The sequence below is a fragment of the Kitasatospora sp. MBT66 genome (genome assembly GCF_000710405.2).
Classification (GTDB): Bacteria; Actinomycetota; Actinomycetes; order Streptomycetales; family Streptomycetaceae; genus Kitasatospora; species Kitasatospora purpeofusca.
Genome location: NZ_JAIY01000006.1, coordinates 474,858 through 499,327, shown reverse-complemented (window position 1 = coordinate 499,327; position 24,470 = coordinate 474,858). Strand labels below are relative to the sequence as shown.

General features: G+C 74.5%; 21 protein-coding genes and 1 pseudogene. 12 read left to right on the top strand and 10 right to left on the bottom strand.

The window, feature by feature from the left end:
• The first annotated feature begins 294 nt into the window (after positions 1-294).
• Genes BI06_RS14730 through BI06_RS14720 form a run of 3 tightly spaced genes read left to right on the top strand, consistent with a single transcriptional unit; the run spans position 295 to position 2,154 of the window.
• Positions 295-837 carry a hypothetical protein gene (locus BI06_RS14730; RefSeq protein ID WP_043468516.1) on the top strand — a complete coding sequence of 181 codons (543 nt, stop codon included), beginning with the start codon at positions 295-297 and terminating at the stop codon, positions 835-837.
• The gene (locus tag BI06_RS14725) at positions 810-1,658 is read left to right on the top strand and encodes an MOSC N-terminal beta barrel domain-containing protein (RefSeq protein ID WP_233290159.1); all 849 of its coding nucleotides are present in this window, start codon (positions 810-812) and stop codon (positions 1,656-1,658) included. The genes BI06_RS14730 and BI06_RS14725 overlap by 28 nt, the downstream gene beginning before the upstream one ends.
• A gap of 46 nt (positions 1,659-1,704) precedes the next feature.
• Positions 1,705-2,154: a hypothetical protein gene (locus tag BI06_RS14720; protein WP_043468514.1), complete on the top strand. Its 450-nt coding sequence runs from the start codon at positions 1,705-1,707 to the stop codon at positions 2,152-2,154.
• Here the strand turns inward: BI06_RS14720 and cobC are convergent.
• Complete coding sequence (cobC, locus tag BI06_RS14715) at positions 2,151-3,230, bottom strand: Rv2231c family pyridoxal phosphate-dependent protein CobC (RefSeq protein WP_051741056.1); 1,080 nt, start codon at positions 3,228-3,230, stop codon at positions 2,151-2,153. The two genes, BI06_RS14720 and cobC, sit on opposite strands and share 4 nt — an antisense overlap.
• On the bottom strand, positions 3,227-3,664 hold the full coding sequence (locus BI06_RS14710; protein WP_051741054.1) for a cobalamin biosynthesis protein: 438 nt from the start codon (positions 3,662-3,664) through the stop codon (positions 3,227-3,229). Before BI06_RS14710 ends, cobC begins: the two co-directional genes overlap by 4 nt.
• Before the next feature lie 468 nt (positions 3,665-4,132).
• Here BI06_RS14710 and BI06_RS14705 point away from each other — a divergent pair, with 468 nt between their 5' ends.
• From BI06_RS14705 to BI06_RS14690, 4 genes are all read left to right on the top strand, one after another.
• Complete coding sequence (locus BI06_RS14705; RefSeq protein ID WP_043468512.1) at positions 4,133-5,044, top strand: alkaline phosphatase family protein; 912 nt, start codon at positions 4,133-4,135, stop codon at positions 5,042-5,044.
• 5 nt (positions 5,045-5,049) lie between these two features.
• Positions 5,050-6,534 (top strand): MFS transporter, encoded by a 1,485-nt coding sequence (locus tag BI06_RS14700; RefSeq protein WP_051741052.1) that lies wholly within the window; start codon positions 5,050-5,052, stop codon positions 6,532-6,534.
• On the top strand, positions 6,531-7,568 hold the full coding sequence (locus BI06_RS14695; protein ID WP_043468511.1) for a hypothetical protein: 1,038 nt from the start codon (positions 6,531-6,533) through the stop codon (positions 7,566-7,568). Before BI06_RS14700 ends, BI06_RS14695 begins: the two co-directional genes overlap by 4 nt.
• Before the next feature lie 153 nt (positions 7,569-7,721).
• Complete coding sequence (locus BI06_RS14690) at positions 7,722-8,699, top strand: hypothetical protein (RefSeq protein ID WP_051741050.1); 978 nt, start codon at positions 7,722-7,724, stop codon at positions 8,697-8,699.
• Between the two features lie 112 nt (positions 8,700-8,811).
• Here the strand turns inward: BI06_RS14690 and BI06_RS14685 are convergent, their stop codons facing one another.
• Complete coding sequence (locus BI06_RS14685) at positions 8,812-9,408, bottom strand: TetR/AcrR family transcriptional regulator (protein ID WP_051741048.1); 597 nt, start codon at positions 9,406-9,408, stop codon at positions 8,812-8,814.
• Between the two features lie 100 nt (positions 9,409-9,508).
• Between BI06_RS14685 and BI06_RS14680 the strand changes: the two genes are divergently transcribed.
• The 4 genes from BI06_RS14680 (at position 9,509) to BI06_RS14665 (ending at position 14,743) form a co-directional block, all read left to right on the top strand.
• Positions 9,509-10,729 (top strand): S9 family peptidase, encoded by a 1,221-nt coding sequence (locus BI06_RS14680; RefSeq protein WP_043468508.1) that lies wholly within the window; start codon positions 9,509-9,511, stop codon positions 10,727-10,729.
• Positions 10,730-10,920: 191 nt separating this feature from the next.
• On the top strand, positions 10,921-12,999 hold the full coding sequence (locus BI06_RS14675) for an MDR family MFS transporter (RefSeq protein WP_043468506.1): 2,079 nt from the start codon (positions 10,921-10,923) through the stop codon (positions 12,997-12,999).
• Between the two features lie 305 nt (positions 13,000-13,304).
• Positions 13,305-13,952 (top strand): sigma factor-like helix-turn-helix DNA-binding protein, encoded by a 648-nt coding sequence (locus BI06_RS14670; RefSeq protein ID WP_051741046.1) that lies wholly within the window; start codon positions 13,305-13,307, stop codon positions 13,950-13,952.
• Positions 13,949-14,743, top strand: a complete 795-nt coding sequence (locus tag BI06_RS14665) for a hypothetical protein (protein ID WP_030394483.1) — start codon at positions 13,949-13,951, stop codon at positions 14,741-14,743. Before BI06_RS14670 ends, BI06_RS14665 begins: the two co-directional genes overlap by 4 nt.
• 427 nt (positions 14,744-15,170) lie before the next feature.
• On the opposite strand, the gene BI06_RS14660 is transcribed toward BI06_RS14665, so the two are convergent.
• The 5 genes from BI06_RS14660 to BI06_RS14640 all read right to left on the bottom strand — a co-directional run bounded on the left by BI06_RS14660 (position 15,171) and on the right by BI06_RS14640 (position 20,018).
• Positions 15,171-16,484: a PQQ-binding-like beta-propeller repeat protein gene (locus tag BI06_RS14660; RefSeq protein WP_158516432.1), complete on the bottom strand. Its 1,314-nt coding sequence runs from the start codon at positions 16,482-16,484 to the stop codon at positions 15,171-15,173.
• Between the two features lie 110 nt (positions 16,485-16,594).
• Positions 16,595-17,431, bottom strand: coding sequence for a hypothetical protein (locus BI06_RS14655; protein WP_043468501.1), 837 nt, complete (start codon positions 17,429-17,431; stop codon positions 16,595-16,597).
• A 205-nt stretch (positions 17,432-17,636) separates the two neighbouring features.
• Positions 17,637-18,068: a hypothetical protein gene (locus BI06_RS48040; RefSeq protein WP_030394480.1), complete on the bottom strand. Its 432-nt coding sequence runs from the start codon at positions 18,066-18,068 to the stop codon at positions 17,637-17,639.
• Positions 18,069-18,270: 202 nt separating this feature from the next.
• Positions 18,271-19,617: a hypothetical protein gene (locus BI06_RS14645; protein WP_233290158.1), complete on the bottom strand. Its 1,347-nt coding sequence runs from the start codon at positions 19,615-19,617 to the stop codon at positions 18,271-18,273.
• Between the two features lie 197 nt (positions 19,618-19,814).
• On the bottom strand, positions 19,815-20,018 hold the full coding sequence (locus tag BI06_RS14640) for a hypothetical protein (protein WP_043468497.1): 204 nt from the start codon (positions 20,016-20,018) through the stop codon (positions 19,815-19,817).
• A 287-nt stretch (positions 20,019-20,305) separates the two neighbouring features.
• Between BI06_RS14640 and BI06_RS14635 the strand changes: the two genes are divergently transcribed.
• Positions 20,306-21,871 carry an alpha/beta hydrolase gene (locus tag BI06_RS14635; RefSeq protein WP_233290157.1) on the top strand — a complete coding sequence of 522 codons (1,566 nt, stop codon included), beginning with the start codon at positions 20,306-20,308 and terminating at the stop codon, positions 21,869-21,871.
• A gap of 112 nt (positions 21,872-21,983) precedes the next feature.
• Here BI06_RS14635 and BI06_RS14630 read toward each other — a convergent pair whose 3' ends face one another.
• The gene (locus tag BI06_RS14630) at positions 21,984-22,919 is read right to left on the bottom strand and encodes an ABC transporter ATP-binding protein (protein WP_051741316.1); all 936 of its coding nucleotides are present in this window, start codon (positions 22,917-22,919) and stop codon (positions 21,984-21,986) included.
• An 89-nt stretch (positions 22,920-23,008) separates the two neighbouring features.
• A pseudogene (locus BI06_RS50780) lies at positions 23,009-24,470 on the bottom strand (hypothetical protein); the annotation flags it as partial.

The window sequence follows — 24,470 nt, the reverse complement described above, 5'->3', positions numbered from 1 at the left end:
TGGCCGGGCCGGACGCGGCGGGGGCGGGGTCGCTGTTCTCCGGCCCGCAGGCGGTGGCGGTGACGGCGAGGGCCGCGACGGCGACGGCGGTGAGAACGAGACGGCGCGGGCGCATGGCGGATCCCCCAGGAATGTGACCGCCGGTGTCGCTCACCGGCGCAGGACGACCGTATGCCAGGGTCGTTCACGGTCCGGTTCGGGAAATATCCCGATTCTGTTCCGGACCGCCCCGCACCCTCCCTCCCGGCGCAAAAAAGATGGTCAAGAAGGGCGCCGCGCGGGACGATTCGCGTCATGACCACCCTCCCGCTGCTCCTCCTCGACGTCGACGGCCCGCTGAACCCGTTCGCCGCCCAGCCGCCGGAACAGCCCGCCGGGTACGGCACCCACCACGTCCGCCCGGACTTCCTGCTGGCGCGCTTCCCCGACCGGCCGACCGGGGAGGTCGAGCCGATCCGGCTCTGGATCAACCCCGACCACGGCCCCCGGCTGCTCGACCTGCCCTTCGAACTGGTCTGGGCGACGGCCTGGAAGGGCGAGGCCAACACCTGGATCGGCCCGCTCGTCGGACTGCCCGAACTCCCCTTCATCGCCTGGCCGAAGATGTTCCACGAGGACCCGGACGGCCTGCACTGGAAGACCAGGGTCCTGGTCGAGTGGGCGGCCGGTCGCCCCTTCGTCTGGGTGGACGACGAGCTGGGCCCGCAGGACACCGAGTGGATAGCCGCCAACCACCCGGGCCCGGCGGCGACCTTCCGGATCCACCCCGGGGTCGGCCTGCGGGCCGAGGACTTCGACACCCTGCGGGAGTGGGCGCGCACCGAGCTGGGGGACTGAGCGCGGTGCTGGTGGCCACGGTGGAGCGGCTGTGCCGGTACCCGGTGAAGTCGATGCTCGGTGAGGAGCTCCGCGAGGCGGAGGTGTCGGAGCGCGGCATCGCCGGCGACCGCGCGTGGGCGCTGCTGGACGCCGACACCGGCCGGGTGGTGAGCGCCAAGAACCCGCGGCTGTGGGCGGGCGTGCTCGGGTTCACGGCGGTCACCGGGCCGGGCGGCCGGGTGGCCGTCCTCGGTCCGGACGGCGAGGCCGTCGACGAGGGCGGGCTCTCGGAGCGGCTGGGCCGCAAGGTCCGGCTGGTGGACGTGCCGCCGCCGGGCGCGAGCGTCGAACGGTCCGTCCCGGAGGAGGTGCTGGCGCGCGGCGTGCGGGCCGAGGTCGGCTTCACCGTCAGCGAGTTGGGACGCGGCGCGCCGTCCGGCACCTTCTTCGACTTCGCGCCGCTGCACCTGCTCACCACGGCCGCCCTGGCCGCCGCGGACGCGCCCTCGGCGGCGGCCGGGCGGTACCGCCCCAATCTGGTGCTGCGGACCCCCGGTGGTGTCTCCGGCTTCGTCGAGAACGGCTGGGTGGAGGGGGAGTTGGCGGTCGGGCCGGAGCTGCGCCTGCACGTCCTGGCCGCGACGCCGCGCTGCGCCGTGCCCACCCTCGCGCACGGGCCGGGGCTGCCGCGCTCGGCGGCGGCGCTGCGGGTGCTCGCGGAGCGCAACCGGGTGGTGCCGCTGCCGGGCATGTCGGCGTTGCCCTGTCTGGGGGTGTACGCCAAGGTGCTGCGGCCCGGGCGGGTGCGGGTCGGGGACCGGGTCGGGCCGGTTTCCTGAGGGGTTTCCCGGGAAGGCGGAACCGGTTGCGGCTCCAGGAGGTCCCATGAGTACCAGAACCGAGTCCGGGGAGGCGACCGGGATGGGCGGCGGGCACCGGCAGTTCGAGGACACGGCGGGCAAGGGCGTGCACAGCAAGGGCGTGTACAGCAAGGGCGTGCACAGCGAGGGCGAGGACGGCGAGCGCGGCGAGGGCGCGGACGGGAGCGCGGCCGGACGGGCGGCGCGGTGGGCGCGCTGGGCCGTGGTCGGGATGGCCGGGGCGACCCTGGCGGTGGTGCTCCTGACCTCGGGGGACGGCGGGTCGGGCGGGCGTTCGACGCCGATCACGGTGATGGTGACGACGCCCTCGGGCACGCCGACGCTCACCGTCCCGGGTCCGGCCCCGGATCCGGTCACGGGATCGGTGACGGGGTCGGTGACGGGATCGGTGACGGGGTCGGTGTCGGGGCCCGTCGAGACGTCCGCCGCCCTCGGCCGGCCCGCCTCCCGCTAACCCAGGGCCTCGGCGAGCGCGGCGAGGAACGCGTCCGTGGTGCCCTCGTCCCGGACGGCGATGCGCAGCCAGTCCGGGCCGAGGCCGGGGAAGGTGTCGCCCCGGCGGACCGCGAAGCCGCGTTCGCGCAGCCGGTCGCGCACGGCCGCCGCGCCGGGCAACTCGACCAGCACGAAGGACGCCGCCGGTTCGCCGTGCACCCGGACCTCGGGGAGGGCGGCCAGGCCCTTCAGCAGGTGGTCGCGCCGGAGCCCGAGCTCGTGGGCGGCGCGTTCGGCCTCGTCGAGCGCGGCCGGGGCCGAGCAGGCCTCGGCGGCGACCAGGGCCGGGGTGGACACCGGCCAGAGCGGCTGGGCGGCGCCGAGCCGGGCGATCAGCGGGGCCGGGCCGAGTACGTAGCCGATCCGCAGCCCGGCCAGGCCCCAGGTCTTGGTGAGGCTGCGCAGGACCACCACCCGGCCCGGCAACTCCCGTGCGGAGGCCAGGGATTCGCTCTCCCCGGGCACGGTGTCCATGAACGCCTCGTCGATCACCAGGGTGCGGCCGGGCCGGGCCAGGGCGGCGACGGCGGCGGCCGGGTGGAGGACGGAGGTGGGGTTGGTGGGGTTGCCGAGCACCACCAGGTCGGACTCCTCCGGGACGGCGCCGGCGGTCAGCCGGAAGCCCTCGGCGGGGGAGAGCAGGGCGCGGTGCACCGGGTGTCCGGCGTCCCGCAGGGCGGCCTCGGGCTCGGTGAACTGGGGGTGCACCACCGTGATGTGACGTGGCGTCAGTACGCGGGCGAGCAGGACGAACGCCTCGGCGGCGCCGGAGGTGAGCAGCACCTCCTCCACCGGGCGGCCGTGCCGGGCGGCGACGGCGGCGCGGGCGGCGGTGCCGTCGGGGTACGCGGCGAGGTCGGCGAGGGTGGCGGCGAGGCGTGCCCGCAGCCAGTCCGGGGGCGTGCCGGTGCGGACGTTGACGGCGAGGTCGACCAGGTCGGCGCCGTCGGCGCGGACCTCGGCGTCCCCGTGGTGGCGCAGGTCCGGCTCGTGCGCGCCGGGTTCGGAGGGTCCGGCGGGGGAGTGAGGGGTCACGGGCGCTCTCCTGCGTTCCGGTGGTGGGGGGTGCGGGCGACGGCGGCCGTCGCGGACGCGGTCTTCCGTTTGGGGACGAGGAGTTCGCCGCCGCCCGTCGCCGCCAGCGCCGCCGCCTCGGCCACGCTGAGCGTCCCGACCGCCGCGCCGACGGTGCCGGACGGGTTCGGCACCCGGACGGCGGCCAGCGCCCCGGCCGGGTACTCGGCCACGGGGACGCCGAGCGCCTGCGCGGCCGCCCGGACGGCGGGGTGGCCGCCCTTGCCGGTGAGGGTCGCGAGCGCGCGGACGGCGTCGGCGGGCAGTCCGGCCCCGGCGAGGGTGCGCCGGACCAGCTCCAGCAGCTCCGTCCCGGTGGCGGTCGCGCGCACGCCGACACCGACGACGAGGCCCTCGCCGACGAAGAGCCGCCCGTCCCCGTCCGGATTCCTCACGCCGTACTCACCGTCCGCTCACGTCCCGCTCCTCCACGTCACCCGCCCGACACCTGCCCGAGGGCCGCGCGCCGGACGGCCCGGCCCGGCGGCCACCGGGGGCGGCCGAAATCCGTCGGTCGCCGGTCGGGCGGAATGCCGCAGGTCAGGGCGATACCGGGCGTCGGGGCCGCCGGAAATCCCACCACGCCCGCGACGGACGGGTCAATCGGGCCGAATGTGACGTTCCCCCGCCTCCGTCCGGCGGCGAAGCTCGGCCACCGATCCCTGTTCGCCAGTTCTTCACCTCCGGCCCGAGGCCCGCGCCACCGGGCCGCTCCTACTGTTTGCGGCGCTCCGAAACCGCCGGTGCCCCGACCGGCGGCCTCTCCCACCCGGCAGTTCCCGGCGGCCGGGAAAGCCTGCCCTGCCCGCCGCCGATCCCGACGCACGGAGGACACCATGCCCGAAACTCCGGACCCTGTTGACATGAGCGCCACCATCCCGAGCGCCGGGGGTGCCGCCCCGAGCCGCCCCCGCCGCCGCACGCTGACCGCCTCGGCCGCCGGGCTCGGCCTCGTCGCCGGCTCGCTCGGCCTCTGGGCCGCCACCGGCACCACCGCCTCGGCCGCCGCCCTGCCGGCGCCCGACCACGTGGTCGTCGTCGTCCTGGAGAACCACGCCTACACCCAGGTCATCGGCAGCTCCAGCGCGCCGTACATCAACAACACCCTCGCCGCCGGCGGCGCCACCCTCACCCAGTCGTTCGGGCTCACCCACCCCAGCGAGCCCAACTACTACCAGCTGTTCTCCGGCTCCAACCAGGGCCGCACCGACGACAGCTGCGTCTCCGTCGGCTCGATCAACAAGCCGAACCTCGCCTCCGAGCTGATCGCCGCCGGCAAGACCTGGGGCAGCTACAACGAGGGCCTGCCGAGCCAGGGCTCGACCGTGTGTTCCAGCGGCAAGTACGCGCAGAAGCACAACCCGTGGTTCGGCTTCTCCAACGTGCCGACCAACACCGCGTACACCATGACCCAGTTCCCGACGAACTACGCGACCCTGCCGAAGGTCTCCTTCGTCGTCCCGGACCTGTGCAACGACATGCACGACTGCTCGGTCGGCACCGGTGACACCTGGATCAAGAACAAGCTGGGCGCCTACGCCACCTGGGCCAAGGCCAACAACAGCCTCCTGGTCGTCACCTTCGACGAGGACAACCGCCTCGCCGGCAACCGCATCCCCACCGTCTTCTACGGCGCCCACGTCACCCCGGGCTCCACCACCGCCACCACCTACAACCACTACAACGTGCTGCGCACCCTGGAGGACCTCGCCGGCCTGACCAGCCACGCGGGCAACGCCGCCACCGCCGCCACCGTCACCGGCATCTGGAACTGACGCCCGTGTACGTCGCGGACTCCCGCAGCTCCAAGGCCCCCGTCGCCCCGGCCGAGACCCGGCCGGGGCGGCGGGAGGCCGCCGACGGCCCCGGCGACGGACCCGGGACCGTGGACGGCAGCACCGGCGACGGCCGCCGCACCGTCGCCCGGGCGGCCGTCCCCGGCACCGTGGTGGCCCTGGGCGTGGTCAGCCTGGTCACCGACGTCTCGTCCGAGATGGTCAGCGCCGTCCTGCCGCTCTACCTGCTCACCGGCCTCGGCCTGTCCCCGCTCGGCTTCGGCCTGCTCGACGGCATCCAGAACGGCTTCAGCGCCGTCGTCCGCCTGCTCGGCGGCCACCTCGCCGACCGCCGGGGGCGCGACGGGGCGTCCCGGCACAAGGCCGTCGCCGCCGTCGGCTACGGACTGTCCGCGCTCTGCAAGCCGCTGCTGCTGCTCGTCCACACCGTGCCGCTGATCGGCGCCGTGATCGCCGTCGACCGCACCGGCAAGGGCCTGCGCACCGCCCCGCGCGACGCGATGATCTCGCTCGCCACCGAACCGGCCCACCGCGGCCGGGCGTTCGGCGTCCACCGGGCGATGGACACCGCGGGCGCGCTGCTCGGCCCGCTCACCGCCTTCCTCGTGCTGCGGCTGGCCGGCGGCCCGATGCTCGCCGACGGCGGCCAGCAGCAGGGCTACCACGCGGTGTTCGCGGTCAGCGGGTGCGTCGCGGTGCTCGGCGTCCTCGTGCTGCTGCTGTTCGTGCCGAACCGGCTCGACGGCGCCGAACCGTCCTCGGGCGCAGAACCGTCCTCCGGCGCCGAACCGTCCTCCGGCGCCGCAGCGTCCGACGCCCGCCCCCGGCTGCGGGACGGGCTCGCGTTGCTGCGCATCCCCGGCCTGCGCCGGCTCACCGTGTGCGCGGTGCTGCTCGGCCTCACCACCGTCAGCGACTCCTTCCTCTACCTGCTGGTGCAGCGCCGGCTCGGCCTCTCCGTCGAGTACTTCCCGCTGCTGCCGCTCGGCACTGCGGGCGCCTTCCTGCTGCTCGCCGTGCCGCTCGGCGCGCTCGCCGACCGGATCGGCCGCCGCCGGCTGTTCCTGGCCGGGCACGGCGTCCTGCTGCTCGCCTACGGCCTGCTGCTGTCGCCGCTGGACGGCCCGGCCGCCGTGGTCTGCGTCCTGCTGCTGCACGGCTCCTTCTACGCCGCCACGGACGGCGTGCTCGCCGCCGCCGCGGCCGACACCGTCCCCGCCGAGCGGCGCGGCGCCGGCCTCGCCCTGGTCGGCACCGGGCAGGCGCTGGCCCGGTTCGCCTGTTCGCTGGCGTTCGGCGCGCTGTGGAGCGCGGTCGGCGGCACCACCGCGCTGACCTGGTCGGCGCTGGCGCTGGCCGGCTGCGTCACCGGCGCGGCGTTCGTCCTGCGCGGGCCCGCCGCCGCCGCTCCCGTCGCGGCTCCCGGCGAGTCCGCCCCCACGACCGACGACTCCGAGGTGCCCTCGTGACCACCGCCACCCTCCCGAACCGCACCCGGGTGCTGATCCTGCTGGTCGCCGTCGTCCTGCTCGGCGCCGTCGGCACCGGCGCCGTGCTGTGGGCCTCCGACCGCTCCGCCGAACGCGACCGCCCCCAGGCCGGCGGCCCGGTCGTCACCCGGGGCGAGGTCACCCTCAAGGACCCGGCCGCCCGGCAGCTGGTCTTCCGCAACATGGCCTGGGGCCCGCACCGCGACGAGGTCGTCACCGTCCCCGCCGGGCACCCCGACGGCCCGCGCACCTCCTCCGGCGTCCAGTGCCTGCGCTTCTACGCCGCCGCCGGCACCGGCATCTGCCTGCGGGCCGACCGGGGCGCCCTCCAGGACACCTACCGGGCCGTCGTCCTCGACGACCACCTGCGCGAACTGCGCTCCTTCCCGGCCGCCGGCATCCCCACCCGCTCCCGGGTCTCGCCCTCCGGCCACCTCGCCGCCTGGACCGTCTTCGTCAGCGGCGACTCCTACGCGGGCACCGACTTCTCCACCCGCACCTCGATCGTCGACGTCCGCGACTGGAACCTCCGGGAGAACCTGGAGGAGTTCGACGTGGTCAAGGACGGCAAGCCGTACCGGGCGCCGGACATCAACGTCTGGGGCGTGACCTTCGCCGACGACAACACCTTCTACGCCACCGTCGCCACCGGCGGCCAGACCCACCTGGTCCGCGGCGACCTCGCCGCCCGCACCCTCACCACCCTGCACCAGAACGTCGAGTGCCCGTCCCTCTCGCCGGACGGCACCCGGATCGCCTACAAGAAGCGCGTGCCCGGCGCCTCCGCGGACGCCCCCTGGCGGCTGTACGTCCTCGACCTGGCGACCATGACCGAGACCGCGACCGCTGAGCAGCGCACCGTCGACGACCAGGCCCTGTGGCTCGACGACCGCACCCTCGCCTACGCCCTCCCGGGCGACGACGGCAGCGACCTGTGGACCGTCCTCGCCGACGGAACCGGCACCCCGGCCCTGCTCGCCGCCGCCGCACTCGCCCCCGCCGTCGTGCGGTGACCCGGCGCACGGCCGGACGAGCGGGTGCGTCGGCGGAGGCTGGTGAACTGCTTGTTGGGGCCGGTGTCCTTGGGAGCGGTGTGGAAGGTGTTGCGCTGCGCCTTCTGTCCCACCGTCTGACGATCCGCGCCGCGAAACCGAAGGAGAACAGCCGTGACTGCCGCAGCGAGAGTCCGCCGACGGCGACTCCTGGCGCCGGCGCTGATCGCCCTGGCGGTGACCGGCTGCTCCTCCGGGCAGGCCGTGCCGCCGTCCGCCGTGCCGTCGTCCGCCGCGCCGCCGTCCGCCCCGGCGCCCCCGCCCGCGGTGGTGGCGATCCCCACGCCCGAGCCCTCGCAGGTGGGCGAACTCCAGCTGCCGATCGCGGAGTACATGCTGACGCCCCAGCAGTCGGCCGAGCTGAAGTGGCTGAACACCAAGAAGGTCGCCATCTGCATGAAGGAGTACGGCTTCGACCTGCCGATCGCGCCGGCTCCGGTCGTCTCGGCCTCCGACTTCCTCCTGTTCCGTCGCTACGGCCTGACCGATCCGGTGAGCGTCAGCACCTGGGGCTACCACCTGCCCAAACGCGACACCGCCACTCCGCGGGCCACGCTCTCCCCGGCGGAGAACGCTCTGCTGTTCGGCCGGGACGCCGCCGGCAAGCCACTGACCAGCTCGAACGGCCAGGCGGTGCCGGCCGGGGGCTGTCAGGGCAAGGTGAACGCCGATCTCGGGTCGCTGCAGCCCGGCGGACAGGGCCCGGGAGGTGGCGCGTCCCAGCTCGCCGGGCAGACCAAGGCCGACAGCTTCTCCCGCTCGATGGCCGATCCGCGGGTGAAGGAGGTCTTCGGACGCTGGTCGGACTGCCTGCGTGCCGCCGGGTTCACCGCGCCGAACCCGGTGGAGGCCGGAGCGGATCTGCCGTCCGTGAAGGCACCCGAGCCGGACGCCGCGGAGATCCGCATGGCGCAGACCGATGTGGAGTGCAAGGCGCGCACCAATCCGGTCGGGATCTGGTTCGCCGTCGAAGCCGACTACCAGAAGGCCGCGATCGCCCGGCAGCCGCAGGCGTTCGCGGCGCTAAAGGCCGAGCGGGACGCGCAGGCCGCCCGACTCGCGCAGCAGATCGCCGGGCTGCCCGGCGGCTGAGCGCAGGGAGCGCCGCACGGGCGTTTCCGCCGGTCCGTCAGCCGCTCCCGGTGCCCGGCCCCCGCCCCGGCGCGGGGCCCGGCGGCAACGGCTCCGGCGCGCGTGCGGCGCGTCAGTCGACGGCGGAATCCGCACCTCCGCTGCCGAGCAGCCGGTCGACGAGGAGCTCGGGGTAGCCGGTGGTCGGCGGGTCGATGCCGAAGATCGCGCGGAGGTAGAACGGTGCGACGAGTTGGTCGAGGATCTGTTCCAGGGGCGGCGGGTTCTCGCCCCGGGCCGTGGCGCGCTGGCGGATCTGTTCGATGGAGTGCAGGCGGCGTCGGAAGTGCTGGGCGCGCTCGTCCTGGGTCTGCGGGTTGTTCGGCATGGACAGGATGACGGCGCGTACAAGGGCGCGCCCTTCGGCTGTGCGGATGCTCGCGACGCTGGTTCCGGCCCAGGCGAGGAGGTCGCCGCGCAGGGAGCCGGTGTCGTTCAGCGGCGAGTCGCGTTCGAGGCGGGTGGTGACCACGTCGGCCAGAAGGGTGTCGAGGCTGCCCCAGCGCCGGTAGATGCTGGTGTGGTTGACGCCGGCGCGTTGCGCGATCGCGGGGATGTTGAGGTCTTCGCCCTCCGGGTCGGCCAGCAGGTCGACGACTGCCTGGTGGACGGCCGCGCGGACCTGTTCGGGGCTCTTGCGGATGCGTGTGGTCGGTTGCTTCGAAGTCACCCGCACATCGTAAGCACAGATGTTTGCTTCGGGCATCGGGAAGGTCTACAGTCTTCATCGCAAGCACAGATCCGTGCTTAACAGTCCTGAGGAGTGCGCGATGAAGCAGCTGCTGTTCCCGAACAACGTCCAGTTCTGGTACGAGACCCTGCGCTCGATGAGCCACATCGCCTACGGCGGGGCCGACTTCGGCGAGGTCGTCTCCACCGCGGAGCGCATCGTCGAGGGCGACTACGCCAGCTGGTACACCGAGTGGCTGGCCACCGCCGACCGGGTGTCCGGCCAGGCCGAGAAGGCGCTGGCGGCCGGTCACCGGGTGAGCGCGCGGGACGGGTTCCTGCGGGCGTCGAACTACTACCGGTCGGCCGAGTTCTTCCTGCACGGCCACCCCTGCGACCCGCGTCACGACCACGCCTACGACCGCAGCGTGGACTGCTTCCGGTCGGCGGCCGCGCTGTTCACCCCGATCATCGAGCCGGTCGAGATCCCGTACGAGGGCACCACCCTGCCGGGCTACCTCTACCGCGTCGACGACTCCGGGACCCCGCGCCCGACGCTGATCATGCACAACGGCTTCGACGGCACCGCCGAGGAGCTGCACTTCTTCGGGGCGATGGCCGGCGTCGAGCGCGGCTACACCGTGCTGGTCTTCGACGGCCCCGGCATGCCCGGACCGCGCCACCACGAGGGCCTGGTGTTCCGCCCCGACTGGGAGAACGTCGTCACCCCGGTCGTGGACTTCGCCGAGAAGCTCCCGGACGTCGACAACAGCCGCATCGCGCTCCTGGGCATCAGCATGGGCGGCGTCCTCGCCCCCAGGGCCGCCGCGTTCGAGCACCGCCTGGCCGCGCTGGTCGCCGTGGACGGCCTCTACGACCTCGGCGAGACCTCGGTGCGCAACATCCCCGGCACCCGGGAGGAGGCCGAGCGGCTCCTGCGCGCGCCCTCCGCCCCGGAGCTCGACGCGGCCCTCGAAGAGATCATGGCCAAGGACCCGATCGCCCGCTGGGCGATCAACCACGGCATGTACGTCATGGGCGTCGACACACCCCGGGCCTTCAATGCCTCCTACCTCGACTACACCCTCGCCGGGGGCATCGCCGAACGGATCCAGTGCCCCACCCTGGTCTGCGATGCCGAGCAGGACATGTTCTTCAAGGGCCAGCCCGAACAGCTCTACGACCACCTGGCCTGCCCCCGGACCCTGATGCTGTTCACCGCCGAGGAGGGCGCCGGCGCGCACTGCCACCCCGGTGCGATGCGTCTGACCCAGGCCCGGATCTACGACTGGCTCGACGAGACCCTCGGGACGACCGCCTGAGGTGCGGCGGGCCGGTCGCCCGGGTGGATCCCAAAGGAGCCACCCGGCCGCACCAGCCCTCCCGGCTGCACCGGCTGCACCGGCCGCACCGCCCCCACCGGTCGAGCCGGCCGGCCCCGCCGAGCCGCCCCGTTCACCCGGACGACGGAGCCCGATCGCGGGGCCCGCGGGCTTGCGGCGAGGCTGTCCGCATGACCGTCGACACCGAGAACCCGCCGTCCGCCCCGCCGGTGCTGGATGTCCGGCAGCGGAACGTCGTCTTCGCCACCATCGTGCTCGGCATGCTGCTGGCCGCGCTGGACCAGACCATCGTCGGCACCGCCCTGCCCACCATCGTGTCGGACCTCGGCGGCGCGGCGCACATGTCCTGGGTGGTCACGTCCTACCTGCTCGCCGAGACGGTGGCCACCGTGCTGGCCGGCAAGTTCGGCGACCTCTACGGGCGCAAGGTGCTGTTCCAGATCTCCGCGATCGTGTTCATCACCGGCTCGTTCCTCTGCGGCCTGGCGACGAACATGACGCTGCTGATCGCCTGGCGCGCGCTCCAGGGGATCGGAGCGGGCGGCCTGATGGTGACGGCGATGGCGCTGATCGCCGACGTCATCCCGTTGCGCGAGCGGGGCAAGTACCAGGGCGCGATCGGCGCGGTGTTCGGCGTGGCGACGGTGATCGGGCCGCTGCTCGGCGGGCTGTTCACCGACCACCTGTCCTGGCGCTGGGCCTTCTACGTCAACGTGCCGATCGCCGTCGTGGTGGTGGCCGCCGCCGCCCGGACCATCCCCTCGGTGCGGGCGGCCGTCCGGCCGGTCGTCGACTACCTGGGCATCGCCCTGGTCACGGTCGGCGCGAGCGCGGTGATCCTGGCGACCAGCTGGGGCGGCAACGAGTACCCCTGGACCTCCGGGGTGATCATCGGCCTGTTCGTCGGCGGCGCCGTGGCCCTCGGCCTGTTCTGCTGGGCGGAGACCCGGGCCGTTCAGCCGATGCTGCCGATGCGGCTCTTCCGAACCCCGGTGTTCGCGGTCTGCTCCGTCCTCAGCTTCATCGTCGGCTTCGCGATGCTCGGCGCGCTGACCTTCCTGCCGACCTTCCTGCAGTACGTCGACGGGGACTCGGCGACCGTCTCCGGCGTACGGATGCTGCCGATGGTGATCGGCCTGCTGCTCGCCTCCGTCGCGAGCGGCAACATCGTCAGCAAGACCGGGAAGTACCGGCTCTTCCCGATCGCCGGGACCCTGGTGATGGCCCTGGGCCTCTACCTGCTGTCCCGCCTGGAGCCGGGCACCGGTACCGTGCTCGCCTCCTGCTACATGTTCGTCCTCGGCGTCGGCATCGGGCTGAGCATGCAGGTGCTCACCATCGCCGTGCAGAACACCGTCGACTACGCGGACCTCGGCACCGCGACCTCCGGGGTGACCTTCTTCCGCACCATCGGCAGCTCCTTCGGCACCGCCGTGTTCGGGACCGTCTACGCCAACAGCCTCAGGACCGAGCTGGCCCAGGGAGTGGCCGAGTCCGCCCGGACGACCGGCGCCGACCCCGTGGCGCTCACCCGGGCGGCCGCGAGCCCGCAGGGCCTGCACGGCCTGCCCGCCGACCAGGCGGCGCCGATCGTGCAGGGCTACGCGGACGCCCTGCACACCGTGTTCCTGTGGACCGTGCCGGTGGCCCTGCTGGGCTTCGTGGTCGCGCTGTTCCTCAAGCAGGTGCAACTGCGGGACACCGCCCGGGCGGGCTCCACGGACCTCGGCGAGGGGTTCGCCCAGCCGACCAGCGGCGACTCGGACCAGCAGCTGGAGTCGGCGGTCGGCCGGATCGTGCGCGGGGCCGACCTCGACACGGTCCGTTCCATCGTCGACGGCGCCGACACCCGGGTCGACCTCGCCGGCGCCTGGGCGCTGATGGAGGTCGCCGGACACACCAAGGCGGTCGGCCAGGCGTCGCTGGCGCTGATCGGCGCCCGCAAGCGCGTCCCGCCGGAGGTCCTGGAGCCGGTGTTCGACCGCATGGCCGGCGAAGGGCACCTCACCCGCGACGGCGACCGGCTGGCCCTCACCACCACCGGCACGCACGAGGTGCGCGCGCTCGCCCGCGCCTGGTCCGACTGGCTCAACGACCGCCTCGAGGCCGACGCCGGGCGGCCCCGCAGCCCGCAGCTGCGGACCGCGGCCGAGGCGATCGCCTGGCGGCTGCTGGTCGAGGACCTCGCCAACGGCCTGCCCGCACACGCCCGGGAGAAGGCCGTGGTCGGTGTGCGGGAGCCGTCCTGAGCGGCGCCCGACCCGGCGTGACCTGCCCTCGCCCCGCCCGCCCTGCACCGCCCCGCCCCGCTCGCCCTGCCCCGCTCGCCCTGCCCCGTCTCGCCCTGCCCTGCCCGGTCCGGCCCGCAGACGATCAAGGTGAGGTGCCTCGCGCTCCCGATCCGGTCAGGAGCGCGTATTTCTCCGACGGATTCGATCGATCGGGGCCTGCCCCGCAGAACCGGACCGCGCCGCCGATTTCCTGGTTCCGAGCGGGCTCCGCGATTCCCCACCGACCGACGGTACGGGGGCCGGAGCGGGAGGGCGGACGACACATGGTCGGCATCGACGGCGGCGGTCGCACGGGCGCGCACGAGGAGGCCCCGGGGGCAGGCGTCGATCCCCACGATGACCGTCCCGGGCCGACGCCCCGGGCCGGAACCGGGCACCCCGGCCCGGACACCACACTGCCCGACGACCTGGTCGCCCTGATGGTGATGCACGGCGAGGCGTACTGGGAGTACGCCCGGCTGCACCTCGGTGACGCGGACGCCGCCGACGACCTGGTCGACGACGTCTTCGCGGACCTCGCCGCCAACTGGGAGCTGGTCCTGCGCCAGGAGAACCTCGGCGAGTTCTGCTGGGGCGTGCTCCGGTCGACCGTCGACGCGGCGCTGCTGCGCCGGAACCGGCCGTCGGCCTTCACCTCCGCCGCCTTCGCGTTCGCCATGGACGGTGCCCGCGAGGCGTTCCGGGCCCTGGAGAGCGGGATCGGCCTGTTCGCCGCGATCGCCGAACTGCCGGAGCGCCAGCACGACGCGGTGGTGCTGACCTACGTGCTCGGCTACCCGATCGTGACCGCCGCGCGGATCATGGGCGTCACCAGGAGCGGGCTCTACAGCCTGCGCCGCGACGCCCGACGCCGGCTGGCCACGGCGCTGGGGCTGGACGAACGGACCGCAGGAACGGCGGAGGAGCAGTGATCGAGATCCGCGCTGACGGGGACACCCGTGCCGATGCCGACCGGCGGACACCCGACGCCGGCCCCGACGCCGCCGCCCGGCGGATCTGGGCACCGCTCGCCGGCGCCCGGTTGCCGGAGCCCCCGGGCCGGAGCCGGGCGTCCGCCGGTCTGGACGGCGCGCCGGCCAGGGTCGCGGCCCGCCTCGCGGAGCGCGGCGCGCTTCCGGGACGGACCGCCGCAGGGGCGGTGTCGGGGGCGGTGGCCCTGGACCGTGCCAGGTTCGAACTGCTGGCGCTCTGCCATCTCGTGGTGGAGGACACCCGGGCGCCGGACTGGATCGCCGGGCTCGGCGGAGCTCCGGCGATCGAGCCGCACGGTGCGCTCGTCCTCGGCGCGCTCTGCCACTTGGCGCTCTCCGGGGTCGGCCTCGGTCCGGCGCCGCGCCGGTCGCTGGCGGACGCCCCGCGGACGTGGTGGCAGCTCGCCGCCGGAGCGGGTTGCGTCCCGGCGGTCCACGCGCTCGCCCTGCACTGCGAGGGCCGCGGCGAGCAGCGGGAGGCCCGGCGGTGGCGGGAGCGGGCCTCCGGGCTGGTCGGGCACGAGGACGTCGGTGCCCTCGTCCTGGCCGGCTACGGCGGGCTCCGGCCCACCCACGGGTTGTGCGCCGGCATCAGGGAGGCTCTGGTGGCCGCGCTTCCGGGCCGCCCCGGCCCCGGACCAGGGCGAACCCCGACCGTCGCCCCCGACCCGCTCGCCGGGGCACTCCACCGTCATCGCACCGGACCCTGCTGCGTGCCTTCGCCGCTGTAGCGTTCCCCCGCCTCCGAGACCCGCACGGCCGTACGCAGGCAGAACCGATGCACCGTCCACTTCCCGGAGGAAACACGGGCACGAAGAAGATCCCGGCGGCCGTCTGCGCGACCGCGCTCGCCTGTGGCGCGGTGGTGGCGGTGGTGGCGCCCGCGTCCGCCACCACCCTCGTCAACTGCGTCGGCACCACCCCGCGGGCACCTCGGCCGGGAGCTCCGTGACCCGGACCATCACCTTCGCCGACCTCGACCTGACGGCCTGCTCCACCACCGGCCTGAGCCGGATCAGCGGTACCGACACCTGGACCGTCACCGGCTGACCGCAGCCGCGCCGCCGGATCCCGCGGGACGTCCCGGCCCGGCAGGTGGGTCGGAACACGGTTCCGGTCGGTGGCCGGCCGCCCGGCCTCCAGGCCGTGGGCGGGCCGTCAGGTCCGTTCGACGGCAGGATCGGCGAAGGCGCCCGTCTCGCCGTCGACCAGGTACAGGTGGTCGCGCTCGGCACCCTGCTCGACGAGCAGAACCCGGTCGTCGAGCGGTACCGCTACGGACGATCTGCCCTCGCGCTGCCAGAGCACCCGGTTGCCGCGGACCGCGAGGGTCCGGCCCGTCCCGTCGCGGTGCCAGCCCTGGACGTAGACATGGTTGCGTCCCGCGGCCAGGTCCGCCCACATGATGTGCCGTTCGCTGCGCGGGACCGCTCCGGGCCAGCGCACGGGAGTGAGCCGGCGGTAGCGACCGGGACGGTCCACCCGTGCCGTGACCACCAGGGTGCCGCGCCGCTCCTCCCAGGGGGCCTCCTCGTGCTCGAAGGCGGGGCGGGCCAGCGCGTAGAGCCGGCCGGCCGCCTCGACGAGTTCGGGAGAGCTGTAGGCCAGCCGGCGGGGCAGCGGGGTGAAGGTCCGGGTGCGCGGCCGGGCGGCGAACGGACGCAGGAGGTCGATACGGCGTCTGTCGTTGGTCGTGAGCCACAGGCTCTCGCCGTCGGCGCGCGTCAGCGGGTCGTCACTGCCGTAGAAGCTGATCCCGGGACGGGGCCGGAGCGAGCCGAGTTTCCCGCCGGTGGCGGGGGAGAACCACCGCAGATGGCTGCCGAGCCAGTTCCAGGCCAGGGCGACCGGCTCGGCCGAGGGGTCCTTGCCCGAGAGTCGTAGCGACTCCGGCAGTCCGTGCGCCTCGGTCCGCCACAGCTGCTCGCCGCTCCCCAGGTCGTAGCCGAGCACCTCCCGCCTTCCTCCGGCCGCCGAGGAGGCGACGACCCGGTCGCCGGCGAGCAGTACCGCGTTGAGCGCGTCGAGATCGTGCCGCCAGCGCAGGCCGCCGGTGGAGAGGTCCACCGCGGTGATCCTCCCCCGCTCCTCCGCGTCGAGCCGCCAGAACACCAGCGTCCGGTCGTGGGCCGCGAAGCCGGAGATCAACTCGGCTTCCCGGGACCAGCTCGGATCTCCGGTCGCGGTGCTCAGCACGGCCAACGAGATCATGTCGCCCTTGGTCATGTAGGTACAGGAGCTGGGCACCACGAGGTGCTCGCCGGCCGCGAAGACGGCGCTCACGAAGTCGCTGTGGAACTCGACCCGGTGCGGGGTCTGCCAGAGCACCCGTCCCGTGCTGCGGTCGAGCGCGGTGACCCGGCCGTCGACCGGGAGACAGACCCGGTCGGCGAGCACGACCGGGGCACCCAGCGTCCGGGGAGGAGCCGTCAGGGTCCACAGCCCCGACGCGTCGTCATGGTGAACGGACATCGGTACGGAATCGGCGACCACAGGACTTCCCCCCGCGTGCTCGGCAGTGCGCCGGATGATCATGGCGGACGGGGCGGCGCATTGTCACCCGGGCTTCTCGTCCGGCCCGGTCAGGCGGAGTCGGTGGCCAGGTACCGGTGCAGCGAGCCGGCCATCGCGTGCACGAAGGCGTCCTGTTCCGTGCTGTCCAGCAGTTCCAGTGAGAGGTACGGGTTGAGGTCCTCCAGCTCGACCAGCAGCAGCTCGCCCGCGCGGGTGCGGCAGGCGTCGACGCGCTGGATGCCGTGGTCGAGGGTGTTCCACCGCACGAACCGGTCCGCGAACGCGAGGTCGTCGGCGCTCGCGCGGTACGGCTCCAGCTCCCAGCGGCGCTCGGGATCAGGTGCGTACAGGGCGTACTGGAAGGTGTCGTCCACGTAGTAGAACGACACCTCGTGGCGGAAGTCGATCCGGGGCTGGACCAGCATCCCGCCGAGGTCCACGCCGTCGAGCCCGGCCCGGTCCAGGAAGACCAGGCCGATGGAGTCGGCGCCCGCCTTCGGCTTCACCGCGTACTGCGCGGTCTCGGGAAGCCGCGCCAGGTCCTCGGCGCGGTCGACGGTCGGGATCACCGGGTACCCGGCGGCGGTCAGCTCGGTCAGGTACTGCTTGCCGGCCATGTCGCCGCGCCCGGTGAGCGGGTTGTAGACCCGGGTGCCGCGGGCGAGGGCCTGCGCCCGGAACGCGTCGTACGCCCGCTGGTAGTGCAGGACCGGGCCGCTGTTGCGCACCACGACGGCGTCGAAGCCGTCCATCAGCGCGGCCGCGTCCAGGGGGTGGCACACCGCGAGGTCGAACTCCGCCCGCAGCCGCGAGGTCAGCAGGATGTCCTCGTCGCAGTACCGCCGTCCGCGGGCGGGGTAGGCGAGGTCGGAGACGAAAAGGATGCGGGGGCGGGCGGCGGCCATGGTGCGGCTCCTTGTTCGAGTCCGCCCACGATAGTTCCTGCTCCCCGGTGCTCCCGGGGCGGCCCCGCGCCACGGGGCGGCCCAGGGTGTCCGAGCCGTCCGGCGCTGCCGCGGTCCCTCCCGGTCTCCCGGCGGGGCCCGTCCACCGCCCTGTGCCGCCCCCGTTCGGCCGGGGGAGGGGCGGGGGCGGCACGGCGGCGGCGGGTCAGGCCTTCGCGTCGGCGGAGGATTCGGCCCGCTGCTTGGCGACCAGCCGGTGGCGCAGAGCCGCGGCGGCGGGGTCTGCGTCGACCTCGCGCCAGCGGCGGCGGTCGAAACCGGGCGTGTCGGCCCACTCCTCGGCGGCCTCCACCAGGGACTGCCAGCTCTGGCGGAGGTTGTTGAGATTGTCCGTCCGGTGCCGGTCGTCGGGGTTCTCGATCAGACGCTGGAGCGTCGCCTCGGCACGGGCGGTCGCGGTGCGCACGAGACTGGACAGCGCCCGCGCGGCGCGCTGCTCCGCGCTGCCGAACGCGCCGTCCCCTTCCATCGGAAGGATCTGCTCGCGGAGGAAGGCATGGATGGCCCGGACATCGGCCGGGGTGAGGTCCACCGCGTAGTGCAGCGGCTCGGTGGGCGGGGTGCTGGTGTCGGCCACGGGAGTTCCCTCGGACTCGGGAAGGCGGTCGGACGTGTCGTCACGCCGACTCGATCGCCTCGGACAGGCCATGTCTATCGGATACGACGGGATGTGACGCATGTTTCGGCGAGACCCGTCCGACGGGGCGGCGGTGCGGCGGGTCGGAAGCGGTGTCGGCCGCTCCGCCCGCCGCCGCGCCGACGGGGTCCGGGAGATACGGTCACGGGGCCTTGGTGTCGGGGATGCGGACGCCCTCGCCGAGGCAGTCGCGGAACTCGTACCAGGGGGAGGGCCCGCTCCAGCGCAGGGCGGTGGCGGCGGTCGAAGCGTCGGCGAAGCGGCAGCCGTCGTAGAGCAGCTTGCCGGCGGTGGTGGCGGTGGACGTCGTCACGTGGTGGGAGCCGAGCAGCGCGCAGTCCTGGTAGCGGATCATCGGCCCGCGCGAGGGGTTGACGGCGTTGAAGCGGTAGACGTGCGCGGTGGCGTCGGTGGCGAACGCCTTGAAGGAGTTCGCGGTGTCGTCGCAGGAGACGAACGTGATGGTGCCCTTGTACCAGGCCGAGTCGATCACCTTGTGGTCCTTGCCGCGGACCTCGAAGCGGATGCCCTGCGCGTACAGCCGCATCACGGAGTCGTTGCGCGGGCTGTTGGCGTTGAGCTTGAAGAAGGTGCCGGTCGAGTTCTCGTCCACGATGATGTACGAACCGCCGATGAAGTTCATCGACCCGCCGCGCTCGTTGCGCACGAAGATGCCGGACTGGAACTCGACCTTGCAGTCACGGAACCAGTAGTTCAGGAACTGGTCCTGCTGGTTCTCGGTGGGCTTGCCACCCATCACCAGGAAGGCGTCGGCGTAGGAGCCGCTGATCTGACAGTGGTCCCAGCCCATCTCGCTGTTGAGGTTGGAGGTGCCGGCCGGTCCGTCCAGGACGATGCCGGCCTTCCAGGTGCCGTGCCACTCGACGTCGGTGTACCAGGTGTCCTGGACGCCCTTGCCCACGCCGGAGAGCGCGAGGTTGAAGGTGGCGGTGGCGTCGCGGCCCTCGAAGGTCAGGCCGCTGAGGCGGATGTTCTTGTAGCGGCCGTCGTTGGTCCAGAAGACCGTGTCGGGGGTGGCCGGCGCGTAGACGATGCGCGAGAGCCGCTTGCCGTACCCGCTGATGGAGATGCCGTCGATCACGCCCGGGTTGTCGGTGCCGTGGGTGATGGGCAGCAGCGAGTCGGGCTGGGTCAGCAGGTAGGTGCCCGGCGGGACGAGCAGCACCTTCTTGGGGGTGTAGCCGGTCTTCGGAGCGCCCCCGAGCAGTTCCAGGGCGGCCCTGCGGAACGCGTCGTCGCTGGGCGTGCGGCCGGTCGGGTCGGCGCCCTTGGCGACGACGTCGACCACGTAGTCCGCCGGGCCGGCGGTGGCCGCGGCACTCGCCGCCGAGGCGCCGCGGGTGCCCAGCGCGATGCTGCCCGCGAGCGCCCCCGCCCCGGTCATGCCAGCGAGCAGCGCCCGGCGGCCGGGCCGACGCCCGCCCTCCTCGACACCGTCGTCGTGCTTGCCGTCCGCGTGCGTGGTCATCGGTACCCCCGTGGGAAGAGAAACAGGCCGAGTGCCACGGGCGACCAGAAGTCGATCATGGCAGGTCGGGTGATCCTCCGTCATGTCCACCCTGCGGCGCAAGCCTCGCCCGCCGGATGCAGCGGCCCGCCGCTGGGGGGCCGGACCTGCGGGGCAGCCGGCCCGGACGGGGTGTCCTGAGGGTGCCCGGCAGCCGGCTACAGACCGATCCCCACCCCACCGTCGCCGCCGCCCGGACCGTCCGCGTCCTCGAAGAACGGCGCGGCGCCGCAGAACACCGCCGCCAGGTAGCACGGCTGGGCGGCGAGGTAGGACCAGAGCGTGCCGACCCGGACGAGAAGGAACGTACCGATCCCGGCCAGCACCAGCCCCAGAAAGACACCGACGATGCGTCTGACCACGTCCGTCCCCACCTGTCGCCGGCACGGGCCGACCGGCCGGGCTGCCGTAGTGGTACCCGCCGGGCAGGCCCGGCACTCCGGCGGCAACCACCCTCGGCGCAGCGGGCGCCGCTCCGCAGTCGCCGCCGGCCCGGCCCGGGCGCCCTCGCTGCTCCGGGTGGTCCTGAAGTAGCAGACCCGGAGCGGCACTTCGGCGGGGGAGTCCGGTACCGGCGGTGGACGCGCCCGGCCGCCCGGGGCGCCTACGGTCGCCCCGACGGTCCACCGAAGCACCCTGGGGAGACATCGTGATTCGCGCCGCCAGGTCGGCCGCCGCTGTGGCGGTGCTGGCCACGACCCTTCTCGGCGGGTCGGTCGCACCGGCACTGGGCGCGACCGCATCGGCCGCCACGGTTGCCGCCACCGCCGATCCGCTCGCCGCGCTGCGAGGCCAGCGCCCGCTCTGGCACCCGTGCGCGAGCGGCCCGGACGACACCGCCGGCGCCGAGCTCGACGCCGCCGGCGCCGGCTGCACCGAGGTCACCGTCCCCCTCGACTACCGCCGCCCCGGGGGACCGACCCTCCGGATCGCCCTGGCCCGGCTGCCGGCCACCGACCCTGCCCACCGGCTGGGCACCCTGTTCTACAACCCCGGCGGCCCCGGCGTCCCCGCCCGCTCTCTCGCCCTGGCCCTGCGGCAGGCCGCCCCCGCCCTCGGCGCCCGCTACGACATCGTCGGTACGGACCCGCGCTTCGTCGGCGCCAGTACCCCTCTCGACTGCGGCTGGCCGACGGCCGGTCCCGGCGCCGCCGGTCCGGACCGCCTCGGCTTCGACCGGTCCGCCGAGATCGCCAAGGACCTCGCGACCCGCTGCGCTCCGTACCGGGCCCTGCTGCCGCACGCCTCCACCCGGAACACCGCCCGGGACCTGGACCTGGTGCGCGCCGTCCTCGGCGAGCCGAGGGTCGCCTACCTCGGCTCCTCCTACGGGAGTTACCTCGGCGAGGTCTACCTCCAGCTGTTCCCCGACCGGGTGGGGCGGGCGGTGTTCGACGCCGCCATGGACCCGGACCGCTTCGGCCCGGACCTGACCGCCACCCAGGGGCCCGCGATGGCGGCCGCGCTCACGGCCTGGGCCGCCTGGGCGGCCGGCCGCGACGAGCGTCACCACCTGGGCACGACCACCGCCGAGGTGCTGGCCTCCGTGGAGCGCGTGCGCCTGGCCGCCGAACGCGCCCCGCTGACGGTCGGCGCCCACCGCGTCGACGCCCGGACGCTGCCGCAGGTGCTGTGGACGGTGTCGGCCGGCGACGACGACAACACCTACGAGGACTTCTCCGCCCTGGCGAGCGTCCTGCTCGACGCGGCCGAGGGCCGGCCCGCCGGCCCGACCCCCCTGCTGGAGGCGGTCCTGGCCGGCCTGACCTCGCCCGACACCGGAGGCTACGCCGCCGCGCAGACCGCGGTCATGTGTGCGGACCGCGCGGCCTCCCGCGATCAGCTGGCCTACTACCGCGACATCCAGGCCCACCGTGCCGACGAGCCGCTGTTCGGCCCGCTCACCCGCAACCTCACCCCCTGTACCTTCTGGCCCGCCGAGCCCGCGGAAGCGCCCACCCGGGTGCGCAACGCCGTCCCGGTCCTGCTGGTCGGCGCCGACGGAGACCCGGCCGCCACCTATCCCGGCCAGCTCTCCGCCCACCGTGCCCTGACCGGCTCCCGGCTGGTGACCCTGCGCGGGGCCTTCCGCCACACCGTCTACGCGGGCCTGTTCGCCCCCCGCGACACCTGCGTGGACGCCGCCGTCGACCGCTACCTCCTCGACGGCGTCCTCCCCGCCCAGGACACCGACTGCCCCTCGCCCCGCCCGTAGGACGAACCGCTGGGCGGGCCCGGCGCCTGGCCCGCCCAGCGCCGCAGGCCTCGGCCGTAGCGCCCGGAGCGTGTCCGTGTCCGGGCCGGAACAGCCCGACTCGGCCCCGGCCTCAGCTCCGTGCGCGCCCCTCCTCGCCCTCGACTCCGTCGGTGCCACCCCCGGTGCCCGCCGGCGGGTGGCCGAGGTCGGGCCACACGGAGACGTGGTCCCGCTCCAGGACCAGCCGCACGCGGTGTGCCAGGCCCAGCGACTCGGTGAACTCGCGCGGCAGTTGGAGCCGGCCGACGCGGTCCAGCACGGTGTACTCCTGGGCGGTGGGCGCACCGTCCGGGCCGGTGTCGGCGGTGTGGCGCAGCACCTCGGTGGAGGTGCGCCCGTCGCGGATCCGCACCGTGCGGCGGACCTGGTCGGCCACCAGGGCGTCGTGGGTGACGATCAGCACGGTGGTGCCCAGCTCGGTGTTGGCGGTGCGCAGGGCGCCGAAGATCTCCTCCGAGGTGGCCGTGTCCAGCTCGCCGGTGGGTTCGTCCGCGAGCAGCAGCCGGGGTTCGTTGGCCAGGGCGACGGCGATCGCCACCCGCTGCTGCTCGCCGCCGGAGAGCCCGGCGGGGGTGCGGTCGGCGGCCGGGGCGATGCCCATCAGGTCGAGCAGTTCCGTCGCCCGGGCGGCGCGTGCGCGGCGCGGCACGCCGATGTAGCCCATCGGCAGCTGCACGTTCTCGCGTGCCGTCAGGTAGGGCAGCAGGTTGCGCGCGGTCTGCTGCTGGATCACCCCGACGGTCCGGCGCCGGTAGGCGATCCGCTCGCGGCGCTTGAGCCCGCCCAGGTCGGTGCCGGCCACCTCGACGGTGCCGGCGCTGGGGGTGTCCAGGCCGGCCAGGATGCCGAGCAGGGTGGACTTGCCGGAACCGGAGGCGCCGACCAGGGCCGTCAGCTCGCCATCCCGCACGGTCAGGTCGAGCCCCTGCAGGGCCTGCACCTCGACCCCGTCACGGGCGCGGGTGCCGGTGCGATAGATCCGCACCAGGCTGTGGCACGCCACCATCGGCCGGTCTGCGCCGGACGCGGGCAGCCGGTCGGGACCGGACCCGGGTCCTCCGGTCCCGGCCGCGGGTCGTTCGGTCGGTCGGACGGTCACAGTGCCTCCCCGAGTCGCAGTACGGCGCCCAGTCCGCGCCGGCGGCTGATCGCCGCCTCCAGGACGGCGGCCGCCGTCATCAGCACGACCAGCGCGACGCCGAGGCCCGCGGTGATCGTCCAGTCGATGTGTACGGCGGGCTCGAACGGCCCGCCGGTGAGTGCGCCCAGCCGCAGGCCGGGACCGAGCGCGGCGGGCAGCAGCAGGCCGAGCGAGGTGCCGCCGACCGCCGCCGCCAGCACCAGCGGCAGCTGCTGGAGCAGTTGCAGGCCGAGCACCGCCCGGCTGCCGATCCCCAGGGTCCGCAGGTAGGACGTCGTCCGGGCGCGTTCGGTGGCGTTGAGCAGCAGGTCCAGGGCGAACGTGCCGAGCGCGAGCAGCAGGCCGAGCGCGGTGGTGGCCCCGAAGGCGAGCCGGGCCGAGCGTGCCAGCCCGTCCGACCGCAGCGCGCCGAGCTCCTCGTCCCGGTCGCGGAGTTCGACCTGCGGTCCGGGCAGGCCGGTGGGAGCGAGCTGCACGCCGGCGGCGGCCCTCACCGCGGCCGGGTCCAGCGGCGGTCCGCCGGCGGCCGGGTAGAGCAGGAGGGCGGACGCGTGGTTCTTCTGGACGGGCAGGCGCTCCGCGGACGGGCCGGTGAACACCAGCAGGGCGCCGGACCGGGGACCGCCGCCGAGCACCGGCCCGAGGACCGGGTCGCGCAGCGCCTCCTCGGGCAGCGCGCCGACCACGTGGACCAGGGCGCGGCCCGTCCCCAGCGCGGTCAGCTCGAAGGTGCCGTCGGGGAACCGGGCGGCGAGCCCGGGGTCGGCCAGCGCGGTGAGCACGGGGACGTCACCGCCGGCGCCGGTCCGCCCGACCGCCGCGTCGACCCCGTCGGCGGCCAGCAGGGCACGGGCCACGGGGGAGGACGGATCGGCGGCGCCCAGTGCGGCGGCGTCCAGCCCGACGAACCGGGCGCCCGGGAAGGTGGTGCCGTCGTCCTGCGCGGTGAGTTCCCCGCTCGCGCCGGTGACCGCCACCCGGTGCCCCACGGCGGGGAGCGGCGGCAGGTCGCCGGACAGCCGGTCCCTCGGCCCGACCAGGGCGACGGGCGCCCCGCCGGTGCGCCACTCGGCGATCTGCGCCTGCCCGTCCGCGAGGGTGCGCGGTATCAGCCCCCCGTAGACCCCGTAGCCCATGGCCAGGACCAGGACCAGCAGGGAGAGCGCGGCCGCGCCGCTCTGCGCCCCGGCCCGGGCGAGCGCCACCAGCGGGACCAGGCCGCGCGAGCGCCGCGCCGAGCGGGTCGCCCGGCGCACCAGTAGGGGCAGCAGCCGGAGCAGGATCCCCACCGTGACCAGCGCCAGCAGGACCGGTGCGAGGGCGAGTTGGGGGTCCGTGCCGGTGCCCGCGTAGGCACCGCGGGTACGCAGCGCGACCAGCCCGCCGACGGCCAGGAGCACCACCAGGGCCTCCAGG